23 protein-coding genes and 2 pseudogenes are annotated in these 25,465 nt (G+C 61.6%); 5 read left to right on the forward strand and 20 right to left on the reverse strand.

All coding sequences use genetic code 11. The annotated features are described in order from the left end of the window. Positions 1-9: 9 nt before the first annotated feature. A pseudogene (locus RlegSU303_RS21230) lies at positions 10-960 on the reverse strand (GNAT family N-acetyltransferase). Positions 961-1,099: 139 nt separating this feature from the next. Between RlegSU303_RS21230 and RlegSU303_RS21235 the strand changes: the two are divergent. Both RlegSU303_RS21235 and RlegSU303_RS21240 read left to right on the forward strand, forming a co-directional pair. Further along, positions 1,100-2,035 (forward strand): tyrosine recombinase XerC, encoded by a 936-nt coding sequence (locus RlegSU303_RS21235; RefSeq protein WP_131719985.1) that lies wholly within the window; start codon positions 1,100-1,102, stop codon positions 2,033-2,035. A gap of 182 nt (positions 2,036-2,217) precedes the next feature. Further along, positions 2,218-3,294: a TraB/GumN family protein gene (locus RlegSU303_RS21240; protein WP_131719984.1), complete on the forward strand. Its 1,077-nt coding sequence runs from the start codon at positions 2,218-2,220 to the stop codon at positions 3,292-3,294. Positions 3,295-3,419: 125 nt separating this feature from the next. On the opposite strand, the gene lpdA is transcribed toward RlegSU303_RS21240, so the two are convergent. From lpdA to sdhC, 16 genes are all read right to left on the reverse strand, one after another. Continuing rightward, positions 3,420-4,826, reverse strand: coding sequence for a dihydrolipoyl dehydrogenase (gene lpdA, locus RlegSU303_RS21245; protein ID WP_131719983.1), 1,407 nt, complete (start codon positions 4,824-4,826; stop codon positions 3,420-3,422). A gap of 93 nt (positions 4,827-4,919) precedes the next feature. Next, positions 4,920-5,672, reverse strand: a complete 753-nt coding sequence (locus RlegSU303_RS21250; RefSeq protein ID WP_017962380.1) for an SDR family oxidoreductase — start codon at positions 5,670-5,672, stop codon at positions 4,920-4,922. Next, positions 5,669-6,199, reverse strand: coding sequence for a hypothetical protein (locus RlegSU303_RS21255; protein WP_017962381.1), 531 nt, complete (start codon positions 6,197-6,199; stop codon positions 5,669-5,671). The genes RlegSU303_RS21250 and RlegSU303_RS21255 overlap by 4 nt, the downstream gene beginning before the upstream one ends. Further along, positions 6,196-6,945, reverse strand: a complete 750-nt coding sequence (locus RlegSU303_RS21260; protein ID WP_017962382.1) for a DUF4241 domain-containing protein — start codon at positions 6,943-6,945, stop codon at positions 6,196-6,198. Before RlegSU303_RS21260 ends, RlegSU303_RS21255 begins: the two co-directional genes overlap by 4 nt. Before the next feature lie 13 nt (positions 6,946-6,958). After that, positions 6,959-8,227, reverse strand: a complete 1,269-nt coding sequence (gene odhB / locus RlegSU303_RS21265) for a 2-oxoglutarate dehydrogenase complex dihydrolipoyllysine-residue succinyltransferase (RefSeq protein ID WP_017962383.1) — start codon at positions 8,225-8,227, stop codon at positions 6,959-6,961. A 39-nt stretch (positions 8,228-8,266) separates the two neighbouring features. Beyond that, the gene (locus tag RlegSU303_RS21270) at positions 8,267-8,575 is read right to left on the reverse strand and encodes a YciI family protein (protein ID WP_017962384.1); all 309 of its coding nucleotides are present in this window, start codon (positions 8,573-8,575) and stop codon (positions 8,267-8,269) included. A gap of 15 nt (positions 8,576-8,590) precedes the next feature. Next, a complete protein-coding gene (locus tag RlegSU303_RS21275) occupies positions 8,591-11,575 on the reverse strand; it encodes a 2-oxoglutarate dehydrogenase E1 component (RefSeq protein ID WP_017962385.1) in 2,985 nt (994 codons plus the stop codon). Positions 11,576-11,745: 170 nt separating this feature from the next. Further along, the gene (sucD, locus tag RlegSU303_RS21280; RefSeq protein ID WP_017962386.1) at positions 11,746-12,648 is read right to left on the reverse strand and encodes a succinate--CoA ligase subunit alpha; all 903 of its coding nucleotides are present in this window, start codon (positions 12,646-12,648) and stop codon (positions 11,746-11,748) included. 19 nt (positions 12,649-12,667) lie between these two features. Beyond that, the gene (gene sucC, locus RlegSU303_RS21285; protein ID WP_011653813.1) at positions 12,668-13,861 is read right to left on the reverse strand and encodes an ADP-forming succinate--CoA ligase subunit beta; all 1,194 of its coding nucleotides are present in this window, start codon (positions 13,859-13,861) and stop codon (positions 12,668-12,670) included. Between the two features lie 36 nt (positions 13,862-13,897). Beyond that, the gene (gene mdh, locus RlegSU303_RS21290; RefSeq protein WP_003543522.1) at positions 13,898-14,860 is read right to left on the reverse strand and encodes a malate dehydrogenase; all 963 of its coding nucleotides are present in this window, start codon (positions 14,858-14,860) and stop codon (positions 13,898-13,900) included. A gap of 177 nt (positions 14,861-15,037) precedes the next feature. Continuing rightward, the gene (gene zapE, locus RlegSU303_RS21295; RefSeq protein ID WP_017962387.1) at positions 15,038-16,201 is read right to left on the reverse strand and encodes a cell division protein ZapE; all 1,164 of its coding nucleotides are present in this window, start codon (positions 16,199-16,201) and stop codon (positions 15,038-15,040) included. A 47-nt stretch (positions 16,202-16,248) separates the two neighbouring features. Beyond that, entirely contained in the window at positions 16,249-16,764 is a 516-nt protein-coding gene (locus RlegSU303_RS21300) for a protease inhibitor Inh/omp19 family protein (protein WP_003543526.1), read from the reverse strand. A gap of 364 nt (positions 16,765-17,128) precedes the next feature. Next, positions 17,129-17,908: a succinate dehydrogenase iron-sulfur subunit gene (locus RlegSU303_RS21305; protein WP_003567268.1), complete on the reverse strand. Its 780-nt coding sequence runs from the start codon at positions 17,906-17,908 to the stop codon at positions 17,129-17,131. An 18-nt stretch (positions 17,909-17,926) separates the two neighbouring features. After that, positions 17,927-19,768: a succinate dehydrogenase flavoprotein subunit gene (gene sdhA / locus RlegSU303_RS21310; protein ID WP_131719982.1), complete on the reverse strand. Its 1,842-nt coding sequence runs from the start codon at positions 19,766-19,768 to the stop codon at positions 17,927-17,929. A gap of 6 nt (positions 19,769-19,774) precedes the next feature. Then, positions 19,775-20,155 carry a succinate dehydrogenase, hydrophobic membrane anchor protein gene (gene sdhD, locus RlegSU303_RS21315; RefSeq protein WP_017962390.1) on the reverse strand — a complete coding sequence of 127 codons (381 nt, stop codon included), beginning with the start codon at positions 20,153-20,155 and terminating at the stop codon, positions 19,775-19,777. A gap of 10 nt (positions 20,156-20,165) precedes the next feature. Beyond that, positions 20,166-20,561, reverse strand: coding sequence for a succinate dehydrogenase, cytochrome b556 subunit (gene sdhC / locus RlegSU303_RS21320; protein ID WP_131628298.1), 396 nt, complete (start codon positions 20,559-20,561; stop codon positions 20,166-20,168). Positions 20,562-20,876: 315 nt separating this feature from the next. On the opposite strand from sdhC, the gene RlegSU303_RS21325 reads away from it, so the two are divergent. After that, on the forward strand, positions 20,877-21,368 hold the full coding sequence (locus RlegSU303_RS21325) for a hypothetical protein (protein WP_131628297.1): 492 nt from the start codon (positions 20,877-20,879) through the stop codon (positions 21,366-21,368). Between the two features lie 127 nt (positions 21,369-21,495). Here the strand turns inward: RlegSU303_RS21325 and RlegSU303_RS21330 are convergent, their stop codons facing one another. The 3 genes and pseudogenes from RlegSU303_RS21330 to RlegSU303_RS21340 form a co-directional block, all read right to left on the reverse strand. Next, positions 21,496-21,849, reverse strand: coding sequence for a RidA family protein (locus RlegSU303_RS21330; RefSeq protein WP_131719981.1), 354 nt, complete (start codon positions 21,847-21,849; stop codon positions 21,496-21,498). A gap of 177 nt (positions 21,850-22,026) precedes the next feature. Beyond that, positions 22,027-22,896: a LysR family transcriptional regulator gene (locus RlegSU303_RS21335; protein WP_205928082.1), complete on the reverse strand. Its 870-nt coding sequence runs from the start codon at positions 22,894-22,896 to the stop codon at positions 22,027-22,029. 133 nt (positions 22,897-23,029) lie between these two features. Next, positions 23,030-23,258: pseudogene (locus RlegSU303_RS21340) on the reverse strand (TOBE domain-containing protein); the annotation flags it as partial. 181 nt (positions 23,259-23,439) lie between these two features. Here RlegSU303_RS21340 and speB point away from each other — a divergent pair. Both speB and RlegSU303_RS21350 read left to right on the forward strand, forming a co-directional pair. Next, complete coding sequence (gene speB / locus RlegSU303_RS21345) at positions 23,440-24,501, forward strand: agmatinase (RefSeq protein WP_179039174.1); 1,062 nt, start codon at positions 23,440-23,442, stop codon at positions 24,499-24,501. Positions 24,502-24,585: 84 nt separating this feature from the next. Further along, complete coding sequence (locus tag RlegSU303_RS21350) at positions 24,586-25,383, forward strand: transporter substrate-binding domain-containing protein (protein ID WP_094087218.1); 798 nt, start codon at positions 24,586-24,588, stop codon at positions 25,381-25,383. Positions 25,384-25,465: the final 82 nt, after the last annotated feature.

A 25,465-nucleotide genomic window follows, 5' to 3' on the forward strand; every position in this document is an offset into this window, starting at 1 on the left:
TGCCGGTGGTTAGATTGCAGGAACCAGAATCTCGCGGCACGTCGCCGCAACCGGCAGGCCGACCGGCACGAAACTCGCGTCACCATCTCTCGCCATGTCGTGCACCGTATGTTTCTCCAGCGCCTTCGTCACCTCGTTGAGATCGCCGTCCAGTTGTTCGGCCGGAATGAGGTTGCCGATGACGAAATCGAAGCGGTCGCCGCGTTTGTTCAACAGTTCGTGGAACACCGTCATGTCGCGAAGCTCCGTCGACCACTTCGCCAGCCAGTAGAACAGGCCGGAATTGCGTGCCGTCATATGGACGGGAAGGATCGGCAGATTGTATTTACGCGCCAGCCCGACGGCCGAAGTCTTCCACGGACGTTCGTTCAGCCGGCCGTTCGCCCAATAGGCGATGCGGCCTGAGGGAAAGAGCACTGTCGCCTTACCTTCCTTCACCGCATGGTTGGTCAATTGCAGCGTTTCGCGCGCTTTCAGCTTGCTCTTGTGCTCCTCCCGCCATTCGACGGGAATGATCATCTCGGCAAACCGCGGATTGACGCGGATGGCATCGCGATTGGCAAAGAACATCATGTCCGGCCGTCGCGCCTTCAAAAGATCGAACACGGCAACGCCGTCGGCGATGCCGGTCGGATGGTTGCTGACGAGGATGAAGCCGCCGGTATCGGGAATGCGTTCGCTATTGGTGATGCCGATGTCGAGTTTCAGCACGTCACTCAGATATTCGAACGACTGGAAGCCCGGCATTTTGGCGACCGCATTGGCGAACTCGAGCGCCTTGTTGTAGCGCAGCAGCGTATAGAGGAACGGCCGCATGACAGGCCAGAGCGGATTTTTCACGATCCTCTGGCCGCGTTCGGCAATCAGCGTATCGACGATATGACCGGGCTTTCCCTATGAAACGAGAGCGATCGCTTCCGCGAGCTGTCCGAAAGCCGTCATGGAATCGCGCCGTGCCATGAAAGATCCTGTCTATGGGGTATAAGCTATCGCAGTAGAATATGATCGAAGGATGACAATGGCTTGGCCGGCATTAGCAATTCCATAACTGTTCCTGCTCCAAATTGGCGGACTTGAAGGCAAAATCAAGGCGCGCAACGTGAACGAACTGCTTGTTATCGCCGATCAGCGCCTGATGGCGGAACGGGCCGCGTGGCTCGAAAACCTCGCCAGTGAGCGCCGTCTTTCCGAGCATACGCTCGACGCCTACGAGCGCGATACCCGCCAGTTTCTGACCTTCCTGACCGGCCATCTCGCCGGCCCGGTGACGCTTGGCGATATCAGGGAGTTGCGCTCCGCCGATTTCCGCGCCTTCCTGGCGGCCCGGCGCAAGCAGGGCTCCGGCGCCCGATCGCTCGGCCGCAATCTCGCCGGTCTTCGCTCCCTGCTGCGCCATCTCGAAAAGAAGGGCCTGGTCAACGCCGCCGGCGCTGCCGCGGTGCGCTCGCCGAAACAGCCGAAATCACTGCCCAAACCGCTGTCGGACACCCAGGCGATCACCGTCGTCAGCGACGACGCCCAACTCCATGACGAACCCTGGATTGCGGCGCGCGATGCGGCTGTCATGACGCTGCTCTACGGCTGCGGCCTGCGCATCTCCGAAGCGCTGGACCTTACTCCCGCCGACCTGCAGAAGGGCGCGACGACGCTGCGCATCACCGGCAAGGGTAACAAGACTCGGCTGGTGCCGCTGCTCTCCGTGGTCTTCGACGCGGTCGAGAAATACCGCACGCTCTGCCCATATCATCTCGAAAGCGGAGAACCGCTGTTTCGCGGCGCCCGCGGCGGCAAGCTGCAAGCGGCGATCATCCAGCGCACGATGCAGAAGATGCGCAGCGCCTTCGGTCTGCCGGAGACGGCGACACCCCATGCACTGCGCCACTCCTTCGCCACCCACTTGCTTGCCGGCGGCGGCGATCTGCGCACCATCCAGGAATTGCTCGGCCATGCCAGCCTTTCCACAACGCAGGTCTATACCGGCGTCGATGCATCGCGGCTGCTCGAGGTGTATGATCGGGCTCATCCGCGCGCCTAGCCCGTCGGCCCGGAAATCGGAATTGTTTTTTGGAAAGCACGATGCGTTGATTTTAAAGTGCATCGCCATGAATCCGATTTGATGTGATGCACTTTAAGTTTCGTTAACGCATTCTCTTAAAGGAATATGCGCAAGCCGGGCGTAGAGCATGAAGCCTATAGCATGTGATCGGAACACCCATCATGACGACATCAATCGGCCGCCGGACGTCTTACCTCGCAGTGCCGGCCAATCTGTTGCTCTGGCTGATCGCAGCCTTTCACATGCTGCTTCTTGCCGCCCTGTTTGCCGCCTTCCTGACGGCAAGGCCGGCAGCAGCCGAAGACGTCGCCTGCACCGGCCGCAATCTGATGGTCGAGCTGCAGCAGAACGACCCTACCCGCTACGCGGAGGCGCTGAAGGAAGCCGACGCCACGCCGAACGGCAAGGGCATCTTCTGGAAGATCGAAAAGCCGGGACTTGCACCCTCGTGGCTGCTCGGCAGCATGCATGTTACCGATCCGCGCGTGCTTGCCTTGCCGCCGCGCGCCCAGGCAGCCCACGACACCGCCGACACGATCATCATCGAATCCGACGAGATCCTTGATGAGCGGAAGGCGACCGCCGCCCTGCTCGCAAAGCCGGAGCTGACGATGTTCACCGACGGCACGACGATCGACAAGCTGCTTTCCCCCGAGGACTACAAGCGTCTCGAAACCGGCCTCAAGCAGCGCGGTATCCCGATCAGCGCCGTTTCCCGGATGCGGCCCTGGATGATTTCGAGCGCCGTTGCCCTGCCGGCCTGCGAAATCGCCCGCAAGGCAAAAGGCGCGCAGTTCCTCGACCAGAAGATCGCCACCGATGCCATTGCCGAAGGCAAACAGGTCAAGGGGCTGGAAACCCTTGCCGAGCAGATCCAGGCCATGGCCGATCTGCCGGTCGAATTCCATCTGAAATCGCTGATCCAGACGCTGGAACTCGGCGACAAGATGAGCGACGTCGTCGAGACGATGACCGACCTCTACCTCTCCGGCGACATCGGCATGACCATGCCGATGTTGAAAACCGTGACACCGGAGGAAGAAGGCGAAAACAGCGATTATGCCGCTTTCGAGCAGCGCGTCATCCTTGACCGCAACAAGGTGATGGCCGAGCGCGCAGCGCCCATCCTCGACAGCGGCAACGTCTTCATGGCCGTCGGTGCCCTGCATCTGCCCGGCAAAGACGGTGTCATCGAACTGCTGCGACAGCAGGGCTTCACCGTGACAGCGGTGAACTGAGGCCGCGGCAGCCAGCTGGTCGTCATTCGACTGAGCGCTGGTTCCAACAGCGCCGATACGCACCCAATAAAACAGCCGCCTGCCTCACGGCAAGCGGCTGCATGCGTTGTTGCGAATATTTGAGATCACATATGGATCGGCTTGAAGAAGGTTGCGAGCGCAGCCTCTTTCACCGCTTCCGACATTGTCGGATGCGCGTGGCAGGTCCGGCCGAGATCTTCCGACGAACCGCCGAATTCCATCAGCACGGCGATCTCGTGGATCATCTCGCCGGCACCGAAGCCGACGATATGGCCGCCGAGCACCCGGTCGGTTTCCTTGTCGGCAAGGATCTTGACGAAGCCGTCGGTCGCCAGCATCGCACGCGCCCGGCCGTTCGCCGTGAAGGGGAACTTGCCGACCTTGTAAGCGACGCCTGCCGCCTTCAACTCTTCCTCGGTCTTGCCGACGGAAGCGATTTCCGGCTGGGTGTAGACGACGCTCGGAATGACCTCGTAGTTCACATGGCCATGCTGCCCGGCGAGGATTTCGGCAAGCGCCACGCCCTCGTCTTCCGCCTTGTGCGCCAGCATCGGACCCTTGACCACATCGCCGATCGCATAGATGCCGTCGACATTGGTCTTGTAGTGGCCGTCGATCTCGACACGGCCACGATTGTCGAGCGTAACACCGGCTTCTTCGAGGCCGAGGCCCGCCGTATAGGGCTTGCGGCCGGTGGCAATCAGCACGACCTCGGCGTCGAGAGTCACCTTGTCGCCGCCCTTGACCGGCTCGAAGGTGACCTTGGCGCCCTTGTCGCCCTTTTCGACGCCGGTGACCTTGGCGCTGAGATTGAAATCGATGCCCTGCTTGGCAAGCATACGCTGGAACTGCTTGGAGACTTCGCCGTCCATGCCGCCAAGGATGGTGTCGAGATATTCGACGACGGTGACTTTGGCGCCGAGGCGCGACCAGACGGAACCGAGCTCGAGCCCGATGACGCCTCCGCCGACGACGATCAGCGTTTCCGGCACCTTTTCCAGCGCGATGCCGCCGGTGGACGAGATGATGGTCTTTTCGTCGATCTCTACCTGCACGCCGGGAATGCCGGCGACGTCGGAGCCGGTGGCGATGACGATGTTCTTGCCTTCGATTTCCTGCACCTTGCCGTCATCGCCGGTGACGGAGACCTTGCCGGCCGAGACGATCTTGCCCGTGCCCTGGAAGGCATCGATCTTGTTCTTCTTGAAGAGGAAGGCGACGCCGTCGACATTCGACTTCACTGTCGCATCCTTGTGGGCCATCATATTGCCGAGATTGAGCGTCGGCGCCGGGACGTCGATACCGAGGGCGCTCATCCCGTGGCCGGCCTGATGGAACATTTCGGAGGCATGCAGCAGCGCCTTCGACGGAATGCAGCCGACGTTCAGGCAGGTGCCGCCATAGGTCGCCTGCCTTTCGACGACGGCTACCTTGAGGCCAAGCTGGGCCGCCTTGACGGCGCAGACATAGCCGCCCGGACCGGTTCCGATAATGATCACATCGTAGGACATTGCTTCTTTCCCTTTGGATTTTTGTTTAATCGGCCGCGCGATATCAGGCCGAGGAATTCGATAATATATTGCAGCTGTTTTTCGCCCGTTGTTCTAGCGGCCGCCGCTCACATTGAGGATCGCGCCGGTTATATAGGAAGCCGAAGGTGAAAGGAGATAGAGGATCGCATCCGCCACCTCCGCGGGCGTGCCCGCGCGCTGCATCGGGATCGACGGCGCCAGCTCCCTCGGCCGATCCGGCAGGCCGCCGGAGGCATGAAGGTCGGTTTCGATGACGCCGGGCCTTATCGCATTCACGCGGATACCCTCGGCTGCGACCTCACGCGCCAGCCCGACGGTGAACGTGTCGATCGCCGCCTTCGAGGCGGCATAGTCGACATACTGCGTCGCCGAACCGAGGATCGCCGCCATCGACGAGATATTGACGATCGCCCCGCCTTTCCCGCCATGCCGGCTCGACATGCGGCGTATGGCCTCTGCCGCGCAGAGTATCGACCCGGTCACATTGACGCGCAGCATGCGCTCGATCCGCTCTACCGACATCTCGTCGACGCGCTGCGGATAATCGACGATGCCGGCATTGTTGACGAGCCCGTCGAGCCGGCCGAAATGCCGGTCGACTGCCGTGAACATCGAGACGATATCCGCAGCCTTGCCGACATCGCCCTGGATCGCCACGGCCTCGCCGCCATCCTCGACAATCGCAGCCACGACAGCATCCGCGGCTTGACGGTTGGCGGCGTAGTTCACCGCAACGCGCCAGCCCTGGCGCGCGGCAAGCCGCGAAGCCGCAGCGCCGATGCCTCGGCTCCCGCCGGTAATGAGAACAACAGGTGTATCGCTCATGTCGCACACTCCTTAAATGTCAGCACGTCCCAGGGTGCCACCACGGCCTTGCCCTCGCCCCAGGCGCTGGATTCGCGGATGGCGGGACCAAGACCGGGGAGCACGAGTTTTTCGGCCGCCGCAGCGCCTTCGGGTTGCAGATTGTCCATCTCGCCCTCGGCATCCATGCCGTAGACGGCGCCCTGCCAAACCGTGCAGGCATTGAGATCGGCGCCGGTCGCATCACCCTCGGGGCAGTTGAACATCAGGATGCCGATCGCGCGCACCGGATCTTCCGACGGCATGACATAACCTTCCATCACGACTGACGTCTTCAGCGCGCTGACCTTGAACTGGTTGCTGGCAGCGGCCGATGGAGAATTCAGCGGTGCAAAGCGCAATTCATAGGCACCGTCGCGATCGACGTAGACGGCCTGCTCCTGCTTGCATGCGGCACCGAAGGTGGATGCCGGAACGACGAAAAACGCGGCGGCTGCCATTGCAGCCACGCCTGTCCGTCTCGTCGTAATCCCGGTCCTTCCGCTCATTGCAGCTTCGGCTCCTTGCGCCCGTCGGCATTCTCGACAACGCTGAAATCCGTCAGCAGCACCAGCGCACGACCATGCCCGTCTAGCCCCCAGAAGACCGGATAGAAACCGTCGCCCCAGCCGCTCCAGAACACCGCGACATTGCCTCGTCTGCCGGCGACCGGCCGGTGCAGCGCATAGATGCCCTTGTTCGCGTTGAGGTCCGACGCCAGCACGTCGTCGTAATAGTTGACGTCGGAACCCGCTTTCTGCGCCTGCACCTGGGCCTCGCGCTCTCCGATCAGATCAAGCGTATCGGCATCCATGTAGCAGCCGAGGCCGGCATCGACGGGATAGCCGAAGATCTCGCCGTCCTTCAGCGTCGCCGGGTCCTGCCCTGGCAGGACCGCAAGCTCCCAACGATCCGGCTTGCCCTCGGCAAACCGCATGCTGGCAGCGGCGATGCGCCCGAAGGCCTGGTAGAGCGTCACCGGATACTCGCCAGGCGCAACCGTTCTTGCTAGTGCCGGACGGTCGGGCTGGGCGAGCGGATCACCGGCAACGATGCGCCCCGATGTCAGCTCGAGATTGCCCATATGGATGACGCCGATCGACCGACCGGAAAGCTCGGCATCACCAAGCGCCACCAGCTCGAAATTGCTGCTTGCCTTGCCGATATCCCAGCCGGCAGCCGATGTGGAGGCCGGGACATGCGCGGCGGCAGCGCAAAAAAGAAGGCGCGCCGCTCGCATGATCCGGTTCCGCATCGAAAGCGCTCCCTTAGAGATCGAGAACCAGACGTTCCGGATCTTCGAGGCTTTCCTTGACACGCACGAGGAAGGTAACCGCTTCCTTGCCGTCGACCATGCGGTGATCGTAGGACAGCGCCAGATACATCATCGGACGGATGACCACCTGGCCGCCGATCGCAACCGGCCGCTCCTGGATTTTGTGCATGCCGAGAATGCCGGACTGCGGTGCGTTGAGGATCGGCGAAGACATCAGCGAACCGTAGACGCCGCCATTGGTGATGGTGAAGGTGCCGCCCTGCATGTCGGCCATGGAGAGCGAGCCATCACGGGCTGCCTTGGCAAGACGTCCGAGCTCCTTCTCGATTTCGGCGATCGACATCTGGTCGGCGTCGCGGATGACGGGAACGACAAGACCTTTGTCCGTGCCGACGGCCATGCCGACATGGCAGTAGTTCTTGTAGATGACGTCGGTGCCGTCGATTTCGGCGTTGACGGCCGGCAGTTCCTTCAGCGCATGCGTCACCGCCTTGGTGAAGAAGCCCATGAAGCCGAGCTTGACGCCGTGCTTCTTCTCGAAAATGTCCTTGTACTTGTTGCGCAGATCCATGACTGCCTTCATGTCCACCTCATTGTAGGTGGTCAGCATGGCGGCGGTGTTCTGCGCATCCTTGAGGCGCTTGGCGATCGTCTGGCGCAGGCGCGTCATCTTCACGCGCTCTTCGCGCGAGGCATCCTCGACCGTCGACGGGCCGCGCGCGGCGGCAGGCGTCGCCGCGGGTGCGGCGGCCGGAGCGGAAATGCCCTTGGCAACGGCGGCGATGACGTCGCCCTTCAGCACCTGGCCGCGCTTGCCGCTACCGTCGATCTGATCGGCGGAAAGGTTGTTTTCGGCAAGCATCTTTGAAGCTGCCGGTGCCGGCGGCATGGTGGAGACGGAGGCGCTCGAGGACGACGCAGCAGCGGCGGCAACCGCCGGCTGGGCCGGAGCAGCAGCGGCCGGTTGGGCGGGAGCCGGAGCAGCAGGAGCGGCGGCCGGTGCAGCAGCCGGCGCGGCAGCAGCACCCTCGGCGATCTGGCCGAGCAGCGCGCCGAGGCCGACGGTCTCGCCGGCAGCAACGACGATTTCCGAAAGCGTGCCGGAGGCGGGTGCTGGAACTTCGATGGTCACCTTGTCGGTTTCAAGCTCGAGAATCGGCTCGTCGGCCTTGATGGCGTCGCCGACCTTCTTGAACCAGGTGCCGACGGTTGCCTCGCTGACGGATTCACCGAGAGTTGGAACGCGGATTTCTGTGGCCATTGTTCAGATCCTGATTTCGTGTGTTTTCGTTTATGCGTTTCAGATGGCGGGCGGCCGCGAGATGATCGAGGGCATCGGCAGGATATCGAAGCGGAAACCGAAACCGGAAGCGATGATCGGATCGCCGTCGGCAAGAACCTGCGCCGCCGCCTGATCTTCGACCTCGACGATCGCCATGCCCCAGGCGCCTTCACCCTCGAAGACGGGGCCGACGATGATCGCCGATCCCGCAAGAGCGTTCCGATGCCAGTATTCGGCATGGCGTTTCATCGCCGCCATTTCCTCCCCGGTCCCGTCATGCGGGAAAGTGGGGCGCGGCGGCTGCAGTCTCAGAAAGAAATAAGCCATTGCGCGCCCCTTGTTTTAACCGCCCAATGCATCATCGAGGAATGCGGCGAGCTGCGACAGATGCTTGGACATCAGCCCGGTCGCCGGCGAGGCGGCGGCCGGACGGCCGGTATAACGGACGCGCTGGTACTTCGCGTCGATATGGGCGAGTACCCATTCGAGGAAGGGGTCGATGAACGACCATGCGCCCATGTTCTTCGGCTCTTCCTGGCACCAGACCATCTCGGCGTTGCGGAAGCGCGACAGCTCGTTGATCAGCGCCTTTGCCGGGAACGGATAGAGCTGTTCGACACGCAAGAGATAGATGTCGTCGATGCCGCGCTTTTCACGCTCTTCGAGAAGATCGTAATAGACCTTGCCGGAGCACATGACGACGCGGCGGATCTTGTTGTCCTTCTGCAGCTTGATCGGGCCGTCCTTGATCACCTCGGCATCGTCCCAGAGCAGGCGATGGAAGGCGGATTCGCCGGCCATTTCGGCAAGCGTCGAAACCGCCCGCTTGTGGCGCAGCAGCGACTTCGGCGTCATCAGGATCAGCGGCTTGCGGAAATCGCGCTTCAGCTGCCGGCGCAGGATGTGGAAGTAGTTCGCCGGCGTCGTGACGTTGGCGACCTGCATGTTGTCTTCAGCGCAAAGCTGCAGGAAACGCTCGAGGCGGGCTGAGGAGTGTTCGGGACCCTGGCCCTCATAGCCGTGCGGCAGCAGGCAGACGAGGCCCGACATGCGCAGCCACTTGCGTTCGCCCGACGAGATGAACTGGTCGAAAACCACCTGCGCACCGTTGGCGAAATCGCCGAACTGCGCTTCCCAGAGCGTCAGCGCATTCGGACGGGCGAGCGAATAGCCATATTCGAAACCGAGCACGGCCTCTTCCGAAAGCATCGAATTGATGACTTCGTAGCGCCCCTGCGTCGGCGAAAGATTGGCGAGCGGGATGTAACGCTCTTCGGTTTCCTGATCGTAGAGAACCGAGTGGCGCTGCGAGAAGGTGCCGCGTTCACAATCCTGGCCGGAGAGGCGGATCTTGCTGCCTTCGACGCAGAGCGCACCGAAGGAGAGCGCTTCGGCCATAGCCCAGTCGATACCCTCGCCGGTGGCGATCATGTTGGCGCGGTTTTCCATGAAGCGCTGGATCGTGCGGTGCGCGTTGAAGCCCGCCGGGATCTCAGAGAGCTTGCGGCCGATCTCCTTCAGCGTCTTCATCGGCACCGCGGTCTTGCCGCGGCGCTGCTCGTCTGCATTGTCGGCCGTGCGCAGGCCCGACCACTCACCATCAAGCCAGTCGGCCTTGTTCGGCTTGTAGTGCTGGCCGGCCTCGAACTCCTGCTCGAGATGCGCGCGCCAATCGGCCTTCATCTTCTCGACTTCTCCGTCGGTAAGCAGGCCCTCGGCAACGAGACGGGCTGCGTAGAGCTGCAGCACGGTCTTGTGGCCGCGGATCACCTTGTACATCTTCGGCTGCGTGAAGGACGGTTCGTCGCCTTCATTGTGGCCGTAGCGGCGGTAGCAGAACAGGTCGAGCACAACAGGCTTGTGGAACTTCATGCGGAATTCGGTGGCGATCTTCGCCCCATAGACCACCGCTTCCGGATCGTCGCCGTTGACGTGGAAGATCGGCGCCTCGATCATCTTGGCGACGTCGGACGGATAGGGCGACGAACGCGAGAAGGCCGGGTTCGTCGTGAAACCGATCTGGTTGTTGATGATCACATGCATGGTGCCGGCGACGCGGTGGCCGCGCAGACCGGAAAGGCCGAGGATTTCGGCAATGACACCCTGGCCGGCAAAGGCCGCATCGCCATGGATCAGCAACGGCAGCACCTTGGCGCGTTCGGAAAGCGGGATGATGTCGCCGTCCCAGACGGTGGCGGTCATATCCTGCTTGGCGCGGGCCTTGCCCATGACGACCGGATCGACGATTTCGAGATGCGACGGGTTCGCCGTCAGCGAAACGTGGATCTTGTTGCCGTCGAATTCGCGGTCGGAGGAGGCGCCGAGATGGTACTTGACGTCGCCCGAGCCCTCGACCTCGTCGGGAGCGGCCGAGCCGCCCTTGAACTCGTGGAAGATTGCGCGGTGCGGCTTGCCCATGACCTGGGAGAGCACGTTCAGGCGGCCGCGATGGGCCATGCCGAACAGGGCCTCCTTGAGGCCGAGCTGGCTGCCACGCTTGAGGATCTGCTCCAGCGCCGGGATCAGCGATTCGCCGCCGTCGAGGCCGAAACGCTTGGTGCCCTTGAACTTGACGTCGAGGAACTGTTCGTAGCCTTCGGCTTCGGCGAGCTTGGCGAGGATCGCCTTCTTGCCTTCCGGCGTGAAGGCCACACCCTTGTCCGGCCCTTCGATGCGCGCCTGAATCCAGGCCTTCTCTTCGGGATTGGAGATGTGCATGAATTCGACGCCGAGCGTCGAGCAATAGGTGCGCTCGAGGATCTCGATCATCTCGGGGATGGTCGCGTATTCGAGGCCGAGCACGTTGTCGATGAAGATCTTGCGGTCGTAATCGGCGGCCGTGAAGCCGTAATTCTCCGGCGAGAGCTCGTGGTAGTCCTCAACGGCAGCAGCGATGCCGAGCGGGTCGAGCTTGGCATGCAGGTGGCCGCGCATGCGGTAGGCGCGGATCATCATGATGGCGCGCACGGAATCGCGCGTCGCCTGCAGCACGTCGATGCCGTCGGCAGGCTTGCCCTGAGCTTCGGCCTTGGCCTTGACCTTGGTCTCGATCACCTTCTCGACGATGCCCCAGTCGCCATCGAGAGCCGATACCAGATCGCCGCTTGCCTGAAGCGGCCAGTTCTTCTTGCGCCAGGAAGCGCCCTTGGCTGCCCTTTTCACATCGCTGGGATCCTCCTCCAGCGCCTTGAAGAAGGACCGCCACTGATCGTCGACCGATGCCGGATCTTCTTCGTACCGCGCGTAGAGCTGCTCGATATAGGCAGCGTTGGCGCCATCCAGAAACGAGGTGATCTGAAACTGCTCGTTGGCTTCTTGCCGTGCCATGGTGATATGCGGACGCTTCCGTCCGCCTCCTGACTTTGATGAATTGCCGGCTTGATGGCCGGCTGCCGCATTCCGATTGCCGCCTGTCCGCGGCGCATCTGCTGGTTTCCGTGTTGTCGAGGCCGGGCGGAAGGCGCAGATGCCGTTCCTCCGCCCGGTCTATAGGTGGCTTAGCCCTTGAGGACTTCAACCAGCGTCTTGCCGAGGCGGGCCGGAGAGGGCGATACCTTAATGCCCGCCGATTCCATCGCCGCGATCTTCGATTCCGCATCGCCCTTGCCGCCGGAAACCACAGCACCGGCATGGCCCATGGTGCGGCCCTTCGGCGCCGTACGGCCGGCAATGAAGCCGGCCATCGGCTTCTTGCGGCCCTTCTTGGCTTCGTCCTTGAGGAACTGCGCAGCGTCTTCTTCAGCCGCACCGCCGATTTCGCCGATCATGATGATCGACTGGGTGGCTTCGTCGGCCAGGAACATTTCCAGGACGTCGATGAACTCGGTGCCCTTGACCGGGTCGCCGCCGATGCCGACGGCCGTCGTCTGGCCGAGACCTTCATTGGAGGTCTGGAACACGGCTTCATAGGTCAGCGTACCCGAGCGGGAAACGATACCGACCGAACCCTTGCGGAAGATCGAGCCCGGCATGATGCCGATCTTGCATTCTTCCGGCGTCATGATACCCGGGCAGTTCGGACCGAGCAGGCGCGACTTGGAACGGTCGAGGCGAGCCTTGACCCGCACCATGTCCATGACCGGGATGCCTTCGGTGATGCAGGTGATGAACGGGATCTCGGCGTCGATCGCCTCGATGATCGCGTCGGCGGCTCCTGCCGGCGGAACATAGATGACGGTCGCGTTGGCGCCGGTCTTCTCCTTGCCCTCGGCAACGGTTGCGAAGATCGGCAGGCTTTCGCTCTTTGCGCCGGTCCAGGTTTCGCCACCCTTCTTCGGATGGATACCGCCGACCATCTGGGTGCCGTAGTAGGCAAGCGCCTGTTCGGTGTGGAACGTGCCGGTCTTGCCGGTCAGACCCTGAACGAGGACCTTGGTGTCTTTATTGACGAGAATAGACATTCTTTCAGATCCTTCAAAATTAGCCGTTGATCGCCGCGACGATCTTCTTGGCCGCATCGTCCAAGTCGTCAGCCGCCGTGATCGCCAGACCCGACTCGTTCAGGATCTTCTTGCCGAGCTCGACATTGGTGCCTTCAAGGCGCACGACGAGCGGAACCTTGAGGCCGACTTCCTTGACCGCGGCAATCACGCCCTCGGCAATGACGTCGCACTTCATGATGCCGCCGAAGATGTTGACGAGAATGCCTTCGACCTTGGGGTCTGCGGTGATGATCTTGAAAGCCGCAGCAACCTTCTCCTTGCCGGCGCCGCCGCCGACGTCGCAGAAGTTAGCCGGCTCCTTGCCGTAGAGCTTGATGATGTCCATCGTCGCCATGGCAAGGCCCGCACCATTGACCATGCAGCCGATGTTGCCGTCGAGCGCGACGTAGGCGAGGTCCCACTTCGAGGCCTCGATCTCCTTGGCGTCTTCTTCGGTCTCGTCGCGCAGCACCTTGACGTCGTCGTGACGGAAGAGCGCATTGCCATCGAAAGACATCTTGGCATCGAGGACGCGCAGGTGGCCGTCCTTCATGACGATCAGCGGATTGATCTCCAGCAGAGCCATGTCCTTCTCGCCGAAGGCCTTGTAGAGCATCGGGAAAAGCGTCTTGGCGTCTTCGGCGGCAGCACCCTCGAGCTCAAAAGCCTTGGAGATCGCAGCAACGTCGGCAGCCGTCACGCCGGCTTCCGGATCGATGGCGATCGTCTGGATCTTCTCAGGCGTGTCGTGGGCGACAGCTTCGATGTCCATGCCGCCTTCGGTGGACACCACGAAAGCCACGCGACCGACCGAGCGGTCGACCAGCAGCGAGCAATAGAGCTCGCGAGCGATGTCGGCACCGTCTTCGATGTAAAGGCGGTTGACCTGCTTGCCGGCTTCGCCCGTCTGCGCCGTCACCAGCGTATTACCCAGCATTTCCTTGGCATGGGCGACCACTTCGTCGATCGACTTGGCGAGACGCACGCCGCCTTTGGCTTCCGGCGACAGTTCCTTGAACTTGCCCTTGCCGCGGCCGCCGGCATGGATCTGGCTCTTGACCACGTACAGCGGACCGGGAAGCGACTTGGCGGCAGCCTCGGCTTCTTCAACCTTGAGAATAGCCACACCTTCGGCAACCGGCGCGCCATAGCCCTTCAGCAGAGCCTTGGCCTGATATTCATGAATGTTCATGGGTGTATCCCTGTTTCGATTACTTCAGCCCAGCGACTACTTGAGAGCAGGCGCGATGTTGATGCAGGCTTCGCAAAGACCGGCGACGGCGCCGACGGACTTGTCGAAGGCTTCCTTCTCGGTCTTGTTGAGATCGATCTCGATGATGCGCTCGACGCCGCCGGCGCCGATGACGGTGGGAACGCCGACATACATGTCCTTGACGCCGTACTGACCGGAGAGGTGGGCAGCACAAGGCAGAACGCGCTTCTTGTCCTTGAGGTAGGATTCGGCCATCTCGATCGCCGAGGCGGCCGGGGCGTAATAGGCCGAGCCGGTCTTCAGCAGGCCGACGATTTCGGCGCCGCCGTCACGGGTGCGCTGGATGATCTCTTCGAGGCGCTCCTTGGTGACCCAGCCCATGGTGACGAGATCGGTGAGCGGAATGCCGCCGACCGTCGAATAGCGGGCGAGCGGCACCATCGTGTCGCCGTGACCGCCGAGAACGAAGGCCGTGACGTCCTGGACGGACACGTTGAATTCCTTGGCGAGGAAAAGACGGAAGCGCGAGGAGTCGAGAACGCCGGCCATGCCGACGACCTTGTTGGCGGGAAGACCGGAAAACTTCTGCAGCGCCCAGACCATGGCGTCGAGCGGATTGGTGATGCAGATCACGAAGGCGTTCGGCGCATACTTCTTGATGCCGGCGCCGACCTGCTCCATGACCTTGAGGTTGATGCCGAGAAGGTCGTCGCGGCTCATGCCGGGCTTGCGGGCGACGCCCGCCGTGACGATGCAGACGTCAGCGCCTTCGATCGCGGAATAGTCGCTGGCGCCCGTCAGATTGACGTCGAAGCCTTCGACCGGCGACGACTGGGAAATATCGAGACCCTTGCCCTGGGGAATGCCGTCCGCGATGTCGAAGAGAACGATGTCGCCCAGTTCCTTCAGGCCGGCGAGGTGCGCCAGCGTGCCACCAATCATGCCAGAACCAATGAGTGCGATCTTGTTACGCGCCATTTTCGCTGTTTCCTTTGCGATCAAATTCGTCGAACGGACGCGCAAGGCACCGCCCAATGACGCAATCGCATAGACCCAAAGCCCAAAAATGGCAATGCATTAATTTTGATGCAGCGTTTTCAATCGTTTAGATACAAAAATTCTTACGTAAACGTAAGGTATTCTGTCACCAAATTGTTACTCTGCGGCGCGTTTTTCATGGTGCAGCGCAAGATATTCCGCACTGCGCATCTCGAACAGGCGCGACGCCGTGCGGTCGAATTCGAAGCCCTCGGTGCCCCGGCGGTGCAGCAGCAGTTCCTCCGGCATGGCCGCCGCGGAAATGTAAAGCCGCACGGCATGATCGTAGAACGTATCGACCAGAATGATGAACCGTTTGATCTGGTTCCGCTTTTCCGGCCCGAGCAAGGGAATGTGATCGACAAAGACCGTATCGAAGCGTTCGGCAATGGCCAGGAAGTCGACCGCCCCGAGCGGCTTGTCGCAGAGATCGGTGAAAGAGAACCGCGCCATGCGGTCGACGGCGAGCGGCACATGGATGTGGCGCCCCTTCATCGGAATATCCAGCGGCTGCGCCTTGCGCCCATGCAGCGCCTGCGTCCAGGACGCATCCATCGCCATGTCGTTATGCTCGTTGATCGGCACCAGATAGACCGGCTGGCTGCTCAGCCTCTCCATGCGGTAGTCGGTCGGTGAATCCAGGGTGACGACATCGACATGCTGTTTGAGCAAGGCGACGAAGGGCAGGAACAGGCCGCGATTGAGACCATCCCGGTAGAGATTGTCGGGCTCGACGTTCGAGGTCGCGACCAGCACGCATCCGCGCGCGAAAAGCTCGGAGAACAGCCGCGACAGGATCATCGCATCGGCGATATCAGTGACCGTGAACTCGTCGAAGCAGAGCAGTTCTGCCTCGTCATAGAGCGCTGCGGCGACCGGCGGCATCGGATCGGCCTGCCTGGTCTCGCCGTTCTTGAGCTTCAGCCGGTGCGCCGCGATACGGTTATGCACATCTGCCATGAATTCATGGAAATGCGCCCGGCGTTTCTTCCGGCACGGCGCCATGGCGAAAAACATGTCCATCAGCATGGTCTTGCCGCGCCCGACGCTGCCGTGGATATAAAGCCCCTTGATGCCGTCGGCAGATTTCTTCTTGGCGGCAAACAGCCAGCCGAGCGCGCTCGATTTTGCCGCCGGCCGCCGCTGCTTCAGGCCGGCGAGCACCCGGTCGAGGCTCTTTGCCACGTCCAATTGGGCGGAATCGACCTGGAGCGCGCCCGATGCGGTCAGCGATTTAAGCTGTTCGCAGACGCTGAGCGCATAATCCGGCATTGGTTGCATGAGGGCATATCCGCCTGTCAGTCAACGGCGGAGACCCGCCGGAACATTTACCGGCTGAGACTGATCGACTGACCTGTGCTCGTCTGTCCCTCAAAGCGGTTGTCGGCCGTCTTGTAGACGCTGCCGAGCTGGTTGCCCGAGCGGTCCTTGAGCAGCACCTGTTTGCCGGCGACCTCCCAGGAGCCCATTGCCGTCAGCTCGCCGACGCAGCCACGCGTTCCGCCGCGCGAACCGCTGCCGAGATTGGTCAGCGTCAGGAACATGTCGCAGCTGCCGTTGACACGCCAGCTTCCGACCATCGATTCCTTGGTAATATCGAGCGCATTGGCGGCCATTGCGCCGGGCTGAGCGCCCGGCATCGGTGCCGTCGTCGTCGGCGCGGCCGGAAACTGCGAGCTGCCGGTCGGCGGCGGAAGCTGCCCACCCTGCACCGAGGGAACCGGCTGCGCCGTCAACGGCGCCGGGCCGGCACTGGCGTTGGAGCTGTAATCATATGCCGTACGCTGACAACCGGCTAGCGACAGAACCACCACCAGACCTGTCATCGCATATCGCAACTGCATCATCATACTCCTGAATTCGGCCATCGCCGTAGAGAAACGGGCGTGAGACAAGTCCGATTATCGTAATTCGCTTTGGTTAATCAAGTCGGGCAGCATAAATTGCCCGTGACAACAACTAACCGAAAAACGATACAGTTCAACTGTCCCGCTGCAAAACTTCCTGCACATAGAATTTGTCAGCAAGGTGTTGCGCGTGTTCATCTCTGTCAGGATCCCTGTCGAACGCGCGCAATGTCTCGGAATAGTGCATCACTGCATGATTGCACCGGGACCGATGCGCATTCGCTGTTCGCGTACCGCGACCTGATCTCGGTGACGGCTTCGGGATCGAAGCCGTCTATACCGCCATCGGTATGCATGCTGATCAAACCCGGCGCTCGACCATCATCTTCTTGATTTCGGCGATCGCCTTGGCTGGGTTGAGGCCCTTCGGGCAGGTCTGCGCACAGTTCATGATCGTGTGGCAGCGATAGAGGCGGAATGGATCCTCGAGATTGTCGAGGCGCTCACCGGTCGCCTCGTCTCTGGAATCGATCAGCCAACGATAGGCCTGCAGCAGAACGGCCGGCCCGAGATAGCGGTCGCCGTTCCACCAGTAGCTCGGACAGGAGGTCGAGCAGCAGGCGCAGAGGATGCATTCATAGAGGCCGTCCAGCTTCTGCCGGTCCTCGTGGCTCTGCTTCCATTCCTTGGCCGGCGCCGGCGACACCGTCTTCAGCCACGGCTCGATCGAACGATGCTGGGCATAGAAGTTGGTGAGGTCTGGAACCAGATCCTTGACGACGGGCAGATGCGGCAGCGGATAGATCTTCACCGCGCCCTTGATATCGTCGAGGCCCTTGGTGCAGGCGAGCGTGTTCGTGCCGTCGATATTCATCGCGCAGGAGCCGCAGATGCCCTCGCGACAGGAACGGCGCAGCGTCAGCGTCGGGTCGATCTTGTTCTTGATGTAGAGCAGACCGTCGAGCACCATCGGTCCGCAATCGTCGACATCGATGTAGAAGGTGTCGATGGACGGGTTCTGCCCGTCATCCGGGCTCCAGCGATAGACGCGGAACTCGCGGGTGTTCTTGGCACCCGCCGGCTTCGGCCAGACCTTGCCTTCGCGCATCTGAGAATTCTTGGGGAGAGCGAGTTCAACCATATCAGGTTCCTCTTGAGATCAGTACACGCGGGCCTTCGGCTCGATCTTGTGCGGATCGATGCCCTCCGCGATGAGCTCGGTGTGAACAGGCCGGTAGTCGAGTTTCACCTCGCCTGCCTCGCTCACCCAGGCGAGCGTATGCTTGCGCCAGTTGACATCATCGCGGCCGGCGAAAGCACCCTCGGTATAATCCTCGCGGGCATGCGAACCGCGGCTCTCCTTGCGGGCTTCGGCGCCGTAGATCGTCGTGATGGCGTTGGCCATCAGGTTCTGCAACTCCAGCGTCTCGACCAGATCCGAGTTCCAGATCATCGAGCGGTCGGTGACCTTGATGTCCTTCATCTCGCCCCAGATTGCCGAAATGCGCCGGCAACCGGATTCCAGCGATTCCTGCGTGCGGAAGACGGCGGCGTCTTCCTGCATGGCGCGCTGCATCTTCTCGCGCAGTTCCGCCGTCGGCGTGCCGCCGCTGGCGTGACGCAGACCGTCGAAGCGGTCCATGATCGTGTCGCAGGCGGCCACATTGAGATGCGGGATCGGTGCGGCGCGGTCGATTACCTCGCCGGCGCGGATCGCAGCGGCGCGGCCGAAGACCACGAGGTCGATCAGCGAGTTCGAGCCGAGGCGGTTGGCGCCGTGCACCGAAGCACAGCCGGCTTCACCCACAGCCATCAGGCCGGGAATGATCCGTTCCGGATTGGCACCGTCGGCATTCAGCACTTCGCCCCAATAATTCGTGGGAATGCCGCCCATATTGTAGTGAACGGTCGGCAGAACCGGGATCGGTTCGCGCGTGACGTCGACGCCGGCGAAGATCTTGGCGCTCTCGGAAATCCCCGGCAGGCGTTCATGAAGAACGGCCGGATCGAGATGATCGAGATGCAGGAAGATGTGGTCCTTCGCCTTGCCGACACCGCGGCCCTCGCGAATTTCCAGCGTCATGCAGCGCGAAACGACGTCGCGCGAGGCAAGGTCCTTGGCCGAAGGGGCATAACGCTCCATGAAGCGCTCGCCCTCGGAATTGACGAGATAGCCGCCTTCGCCGCGCGCGCCTTCGGTGATCAGACAGCCCGAACCGTAGATGCCGGTCGGGTGAAACTGGACGAATTCCATGTCCTGCAGCGGCAGGCCGGCACGCGCCACCATGCCGCCGCCGTCGCCGGTGCAGGTATGGGCAGACGTTGCCGAGAAATAGGCGCGGCCGTAGCCGCCGGTTGCCAGCACCACCATCTTGGCGGCGAAGCGATGGATCGTGCCGTCATCGAGGCACCAGGCAACGACGCCGATGCAGCGGCTGCCGTCTTCCGACATGATCAGGTCGAGCGCGAAATATTCGATGAAGAATTCGGCATTGTTGCGCAACGATTGGCCGTAGAGCGTATGGAGGATAGCGTGGCCGGTACGGTCGGCAACGGCGCAGGTGCGCTGGACCGGCGGGCCTTCGCCATAATTCTGCATGTGGCCGCCGAACGGGCGCTGATAGATCTTGCCTTCCTCGTTGCGCGAGAACGGCACGCCGTAATGCTCGAGCTCATAAACCGCCTTCGGCGCTTCCATCGTGAGATACTGCATGGCGTCGACGTCGCCGAGCCAGTCGGAACCCTTGACGGTATCGTAGAGGTGCCATTGCCAGCTGTCCGGCGTCATGTTGCGCAGCGAGGCGGCGATGCCGCCCTGGGCCGCGACCGTATGCGAGCGGGTCGGGAAAACCTTGGTGATGCAGGCCGTGCGGAAACCCTGCTCGGCCATGCCGAGCGTGGCGCGCAGGCCGGCGCCGCCGGCGCCGACGACGATCACGTCGTAGGAATGATCGACATACTTGTAGGCTTTGCCGTTCTGGGCGGGTGAAGTCGGTGCCATGTCAGCTTATCCTACGAATGCGATTTTCAGAATGGCGAAGAGACAGAGGCCGGCAATCAGGATCGCAAAGAACGTGTTCAGCATCAGCAGAGCGACCTTGCCGAATTCGCCATGCACGTAGTCCTCGATGATGACCTGCATGCCGAGCCTCATGTGGATGACGCCGGAAATCACCATCAGGCCCATGACGACCGCGACGAAGGGGTTCGACAGCGCGCGGACCACATCCGCATAGGGCGCGCCGGCATAGGCGAGCATGAAGATGACGAAGAAGAGGATGAGCGGAACATTGGCGACGGCCGTCAGCCGCTGGCGCCAGAAATGATCCGTGCCGTCCTTGGCGGAGCCGAGCCCGCGAACCTTGCCGAGGGGGGTGCGCATATCCATGAGAGGACCTTCAGAAGCGAATGAGGAAGCCGATCACCCAGACCAGCACGGTCAGACAGAGCGACCCGATGATGTTGGCGATGGCGAGCTTGGTCGAGAACTCTTTCCCGAAGCCATAGCCGAGATCCCACATGAAGTGGCGGAAGCCGCCGAGCATATGGTGCAGCAGCGCCCAGGTATAGCCAAGAAGCACGAGCTTGCCGAGAAGGCTGCCGAGCACCCAGTTGGCCCAGTCATAGGCGCCCTGGCCGCTTGCCGCCGCGATCAGCCACCAGGCGACGAGCAGCGTGCCGACGTAAAGCGCGCTACCGGTAATGCGGTGAACGATGGACATGACCATGGTAGGAATAGGTTTGTAGATTTGCAGATGCGGCGATAGGGGCCGGTTATTTGTCACGTTCGCCATCAGAACCTCGCGGCGGCTTCTCTGCGCTCCCGGATTTCGGAGCATGCTCAGTCAACCACACGAATGACAAAATTCTCTGTGTGCGTTGCATCAATTGCGACGTTTAATCACCGGGAACGCCGACGACAAGCACAATCGCTGTCTGCTTTTAATTTAATCGATTCGCGTTACCGGGAAGTTTGCAGGCTAAACAAACTGGTCTTTTCCGCTCAAATTTTGTGCCGGTTGTCCGAGCTGAATGGACAAGCTCCGGCTTTTGGCGCAATCTGGCGTTAACGATTTGTTAGGGATCGGAATTCCGGAGGCCGGCCACCCATGTTTCGCAGTCTGTCCGCAGTCGCCCTGCTTGCCCTGTCCGTGCTTGCTGCACTTCCCGCCGAAGCCGGCGACCGCCGTCATGATCGTCGCTTTTCCGACCACCGCCACGCTTTTCATGGCGGACTGCTTCTCGGCGAACGTGTGAACTGGCGCAATCGCGGCATCCGTTTCGACAATGCCCATCGATATCGGAACCGCAAGGAACGGATGCCGTTCCTGAAACAGTTTTCCTCGCCGGCGACCAATCGCGTCACCCGCAACAATATCATCGTCGTCGTACCCCAGGCGCAGAGTGACGGCGGCGACACCTATGCTGGTACGTCTTACGTCTATCAGGCCGATGGCGGAACCTATGTCGGCGGCGAGCGCTATGGCTTCTATCCTCCCGCGCGGCTTGAGCCGCTGGCCCCGAAGGCAAAGGTCATCGATATTGCAGTGCAGGACGATCCCTGCGCCTACGAGGCCAATGTCTGCGTCATCCGGCCTTAAGCATGTCGCGCAAAAGTGTGCAGCGGTTTTGCGACAACGACATGCGTAAAATCAAAGACCTAAAGCGCGAGGAGCGAATCTGAAAGATCGCGACGCGCTTTAGAGCATGATGCCGAACGCAGGCGGCTCAAATGTGCCCGGCCCCACTCTTTCGCGACGCGGCTACGTCAATGCGGATGGCGCACATCGGCGGGAGATTCTTGTCCTCAAACGTCGCCCGCCGTGGCGTTCCGCTCTCCGGCATCCAAGCATCCCAGGCTCTGTTCATTTCCTCGAATGAGGCAAGGTCCCTGAGCCAGATGTTGGCGAGAATGATCTCTGACTTGTCGGTACCTTCGCGCAGCAGCATGTCATCGATGCGCTCCAGTATTTCGTTGGTTTGCGCCGTCACGCTCGCTCCCCTCGTGAGGTTTGCGACCTGGCCGGGCAGATAGGTGGCAGCCGCGCGGAGAGTTTCGTCAACTTTGGCTTGCCCGATCATCGTATTCGCAGACTTCCATGAATGCTTGAGATTGGGCCGTCGACCCTTCATGGATCACTGTGGGGCTTCGCTCGCCATTCCGGTAGAGGGAATTAAATTGACCCGATATAATGGAAGCTGAACGCTCCTAGAACAGGATGTCGTTCGAAAACCGATCACGCTTTTCGGCATCATGCTCTAGCTGGACAATATGGCCGTATGCCGCGAAATGAAGTCCACAAGGTAGCGCGCGCCTTCGGCCGTCTCGGACTGAGCATAGAGACCGATTTCGATGCGCACCGGACCGGGCAGATCTGCCGATCTGTCAAGCGTCCGGCAGCCCTCCGGTTTCGTGTTGAGCATCATTGGCGCGATACCGATACCGACGCGAACCGCGGTCGCCATGGCGACCAGCGTCGATGCGACGCACGCCGTCTTCCATTTGACGTTCCGCTGGGACAGCGCCGCGATCGTCGGGAGCGTCCAGGGACACTCCTCCTCGAACATGATGATGGGAAGCGGTTTTTCCGTATCCACCACGAAGTCGGATCTGACCGTCCACATCAAATATTCGGTCCAGATCAGGGTCGGTTTTCGCGAGAGGCAGGTGATGTCGCAAACCACGAGATCCAGCTTCCTGTCTTCAAACAGTTTGGCGAGGCGGCGATTCGGCTCGACGATGATGTCGATCTCGACTTTGGGGTTCTGGGCTCTGAAGGCACTAAGAATGTCGATCAGGTGGCCGGCTGCGAAGTCCTCAACGACGCCGAGGCGAATGCGGTCCTCGATCATCTTGCCTGTCAGTCTTTTCCCGACCTCGTCGCTGAGGGCGACCATTTCACGGGCATAAGCCAGCATGATCTGCCCATGGCTCGTCAGCTCGAGGCCCTTTGACGAACGCGAAAACAGCGTAACGCCGACAAGCTCCTCCAGCTTGCGGATCTGCATGCTCACAGCCGCCTGCGTTCTGTTCAGCTTGACGGCTGCCCCATTGACGGTGCCGATCTCCGCGACGGTCAGAAATGCACGAAGCAGATAGGAATCAAGATCAAGCATCAGAAGCCGCATTCCATACTTTGTGACGCTCGAGAGCCGAGAGCCTCTCTGCCCGTAAGTGGATATTGGACGAACCATGTCCTTCCGGCAACCGGCGATCCTTAGCCCGCGGGCGCAGCGCAAGCTGCGCCCGGTCAATGCCAGCTTATCGCGCGAAGAGGACGCATGCCTCGGGGGAATGGAAACGCTGATCTCCTGCCCGCGCGCGAAGGCTATGTCTGGACGGTTCGGGCAAGCCGGTCGCCACTGGCGAGGTCCAGAACGACATGCCTGAAGGCACCGAGTGTCACGACGTCGGCAACCCGTCCGGGCATAGCCCCTGCACCCGGAGCGCCGGACGATATCTCGACGCTTTCCGGCCTCACGCAAATCTTGAAAATTCTCGCCGGGTTATAAAGTTTTCTGAACATACCGATGGACGCACCACCCGCATCGCGGAGCCTCGGCAGATCCAAGCTATCAAGAATCGTTATATCCCCTCTCGAATTTTCGCGGTTCCAAGAGAAGCGTGCGGCACTGATGATGATGGCAGCATCAATACCGTGGGAGCCTGCCTTGACCATTGACCGGGATTTTCTGGAAGACTTGAGAAAGCGCTTCGGCAGCGCTGCAGGCGGGGAGATGGAAGATCCGCACTTCCGCGCCGTGGCGGCGAGCGTATTCAAGGACGGCGACAGCCGCAAATGGCCCTTCGCCGACCCTGCGACCTTTCTGGACGCCTGTTTCATCGAGAACGGCTTGCGGTCCGAGGTGCTTGAGGCGCTTGACGTGGCTCTGATCGGCGTGCCGATGGACCTCGGCGTCACCAATCGCGCCGGCGCACGGCTGGGGCCGCGCGCCGTCCGGGCGGTCGAGCGTATCGGTCCCTACGAACATGTTCTGCGTGTCGCGCCGATGGGAGGGCTAACGGTCGCCGATGTCGGCGACGTGCCGATGCGCAGCCGGTTCGGCCTGGCCGAGTGCCATGCCGACATCGAGGCCTGCTACCGGATGATCGCGGCAACCGGGGTCATCCCGCTGTCGGTCGGCGGCGACCATTCGATCTCCGGCGCCATCCTCAAGGGCCTGGCGGCCAGCCAGCCGGTAGGCATGATCCACATCGACGCTCATTGCGACACCGCCGGCCCCTATGAGGGCTCGAAGTTCCATCACGGCGCGCCCTTCCGCGAGGCGGTTCTGGCGGGCGTGCTCGATCCGAAGCGTACGATCCAGATCGGTATCCGCGGCGGCGGCGAATATCTCTGGGAGTTCTCCTTTGCCTCCGGCATGACCGTCATTCACGCGGAGGAGGTGGCGGAGATGGGGCTCAAGGCCGTGATCGCAAAGGCTCTGGAGGTTGTCGGCGCCGGTCCGACCTATCTCAGTTTCGACGTGGACAGCCTCGATCCGGCCTTCGCGCCGGGAACCGGCACGCCGGAAGTCGGCGGGCTTCAGCCGAGAGAGGCCCTGACCCTGCTGCGCGGCTTCAAGGGCATCAACCTCGTCGGCGGCGACGTCGTGGAAATCGCGCCGCAATACGACAACACCACCAACACCGCGCAGATCGCCGCCCAGGTCCTGTTCGAACTCCTGTGCCTCGCGACGTTCAGTCCCGCGGTCAGGACAAAGCTGACCTGAGAACCAGCTCCACGATGGCAGCGGGCCTCGCGCCCGCTGCCATCCATCACCTGTCGCACAACACATCTCAAAAAGGGGAACGACATGACTGCTCTTATGAAATTGCGCTACACCGCCACCGCGGCAATTGCCGTATTCGGCATCCTGGCAGGGGCCGCGCAGGCCGACGAACTTGCCGATATCAAAGCCGCAGGCGAGATCAACATCGGCATCTTCTCCGATTTCCCGCCCTTCTCTTCGGCAAGCGCCGATATGAGCATCAAGGGCTATGACGTCGACGTCGCCCAGAAGATCGCCGACGGGCTCGGCGTGAAACTCAATCTCGTCAGCGTTACCGGCCAGAACAGGATCGCCTACCTGAACGACGACCGCGTCGACCTGCTGATGAGCGTCGGCTATTCGAAGGAGCGCGCCGAGGTTATCGATTTTGCCGCCCCGTACGCCCCCTACTATATCGCCGTCATCGGTCCGGCTGCGCTGAAAGTGAGCGGCAAGGAAGACCTCGCCGACAAGAGCGTTGCCGTCAATCGTGGGACGCTCGAAGACACGTCGCTGACGGCCGTCGCCCCCGGCTCGGCTGCGATCCAGCGTTTCGAGAACTATAATTCGGTCATCCAGGCCTTCATATCCGGCCAGACCCAGTTGATGGTCGTCGGCAACGATGTCGGTGCGCAGGTTCTGGCACGACAGGACGAGCTGAAGCCGGAGCAGAAGTTCCAGCTCCTCAGCTCCCCCTCGCACATCGCGCTCCGCAAGGGCGAGGAAGGCCTGAAGAAGGCTGTCAACGACAGCGTCGCCGCAATGATCGCCGATGGTTCGCTCGACGCGAGCTCGAAGAACTGGCTGAAAGCGCCGCTCAATCCTGAAAACCTGAAGGACTGACGAGGGCGGCCTCCCACTCACCAGAGCATGATGCCGAAAACTGCAAGCGATTGCGGTGGCATCATGCTTCAATTCTTTGGTT

It is taken from the genome of Rhizobium sp. SU303 (assembly GCF_021052345.1).
In the GTDB taxonomy this organism is placed as follows: Bacteria; Pseudomonadota; Alphaproteobacteria; order Rhizobiales; family Rhizobiaceae; genus Rhizobium; species Rhizobium laguerreae.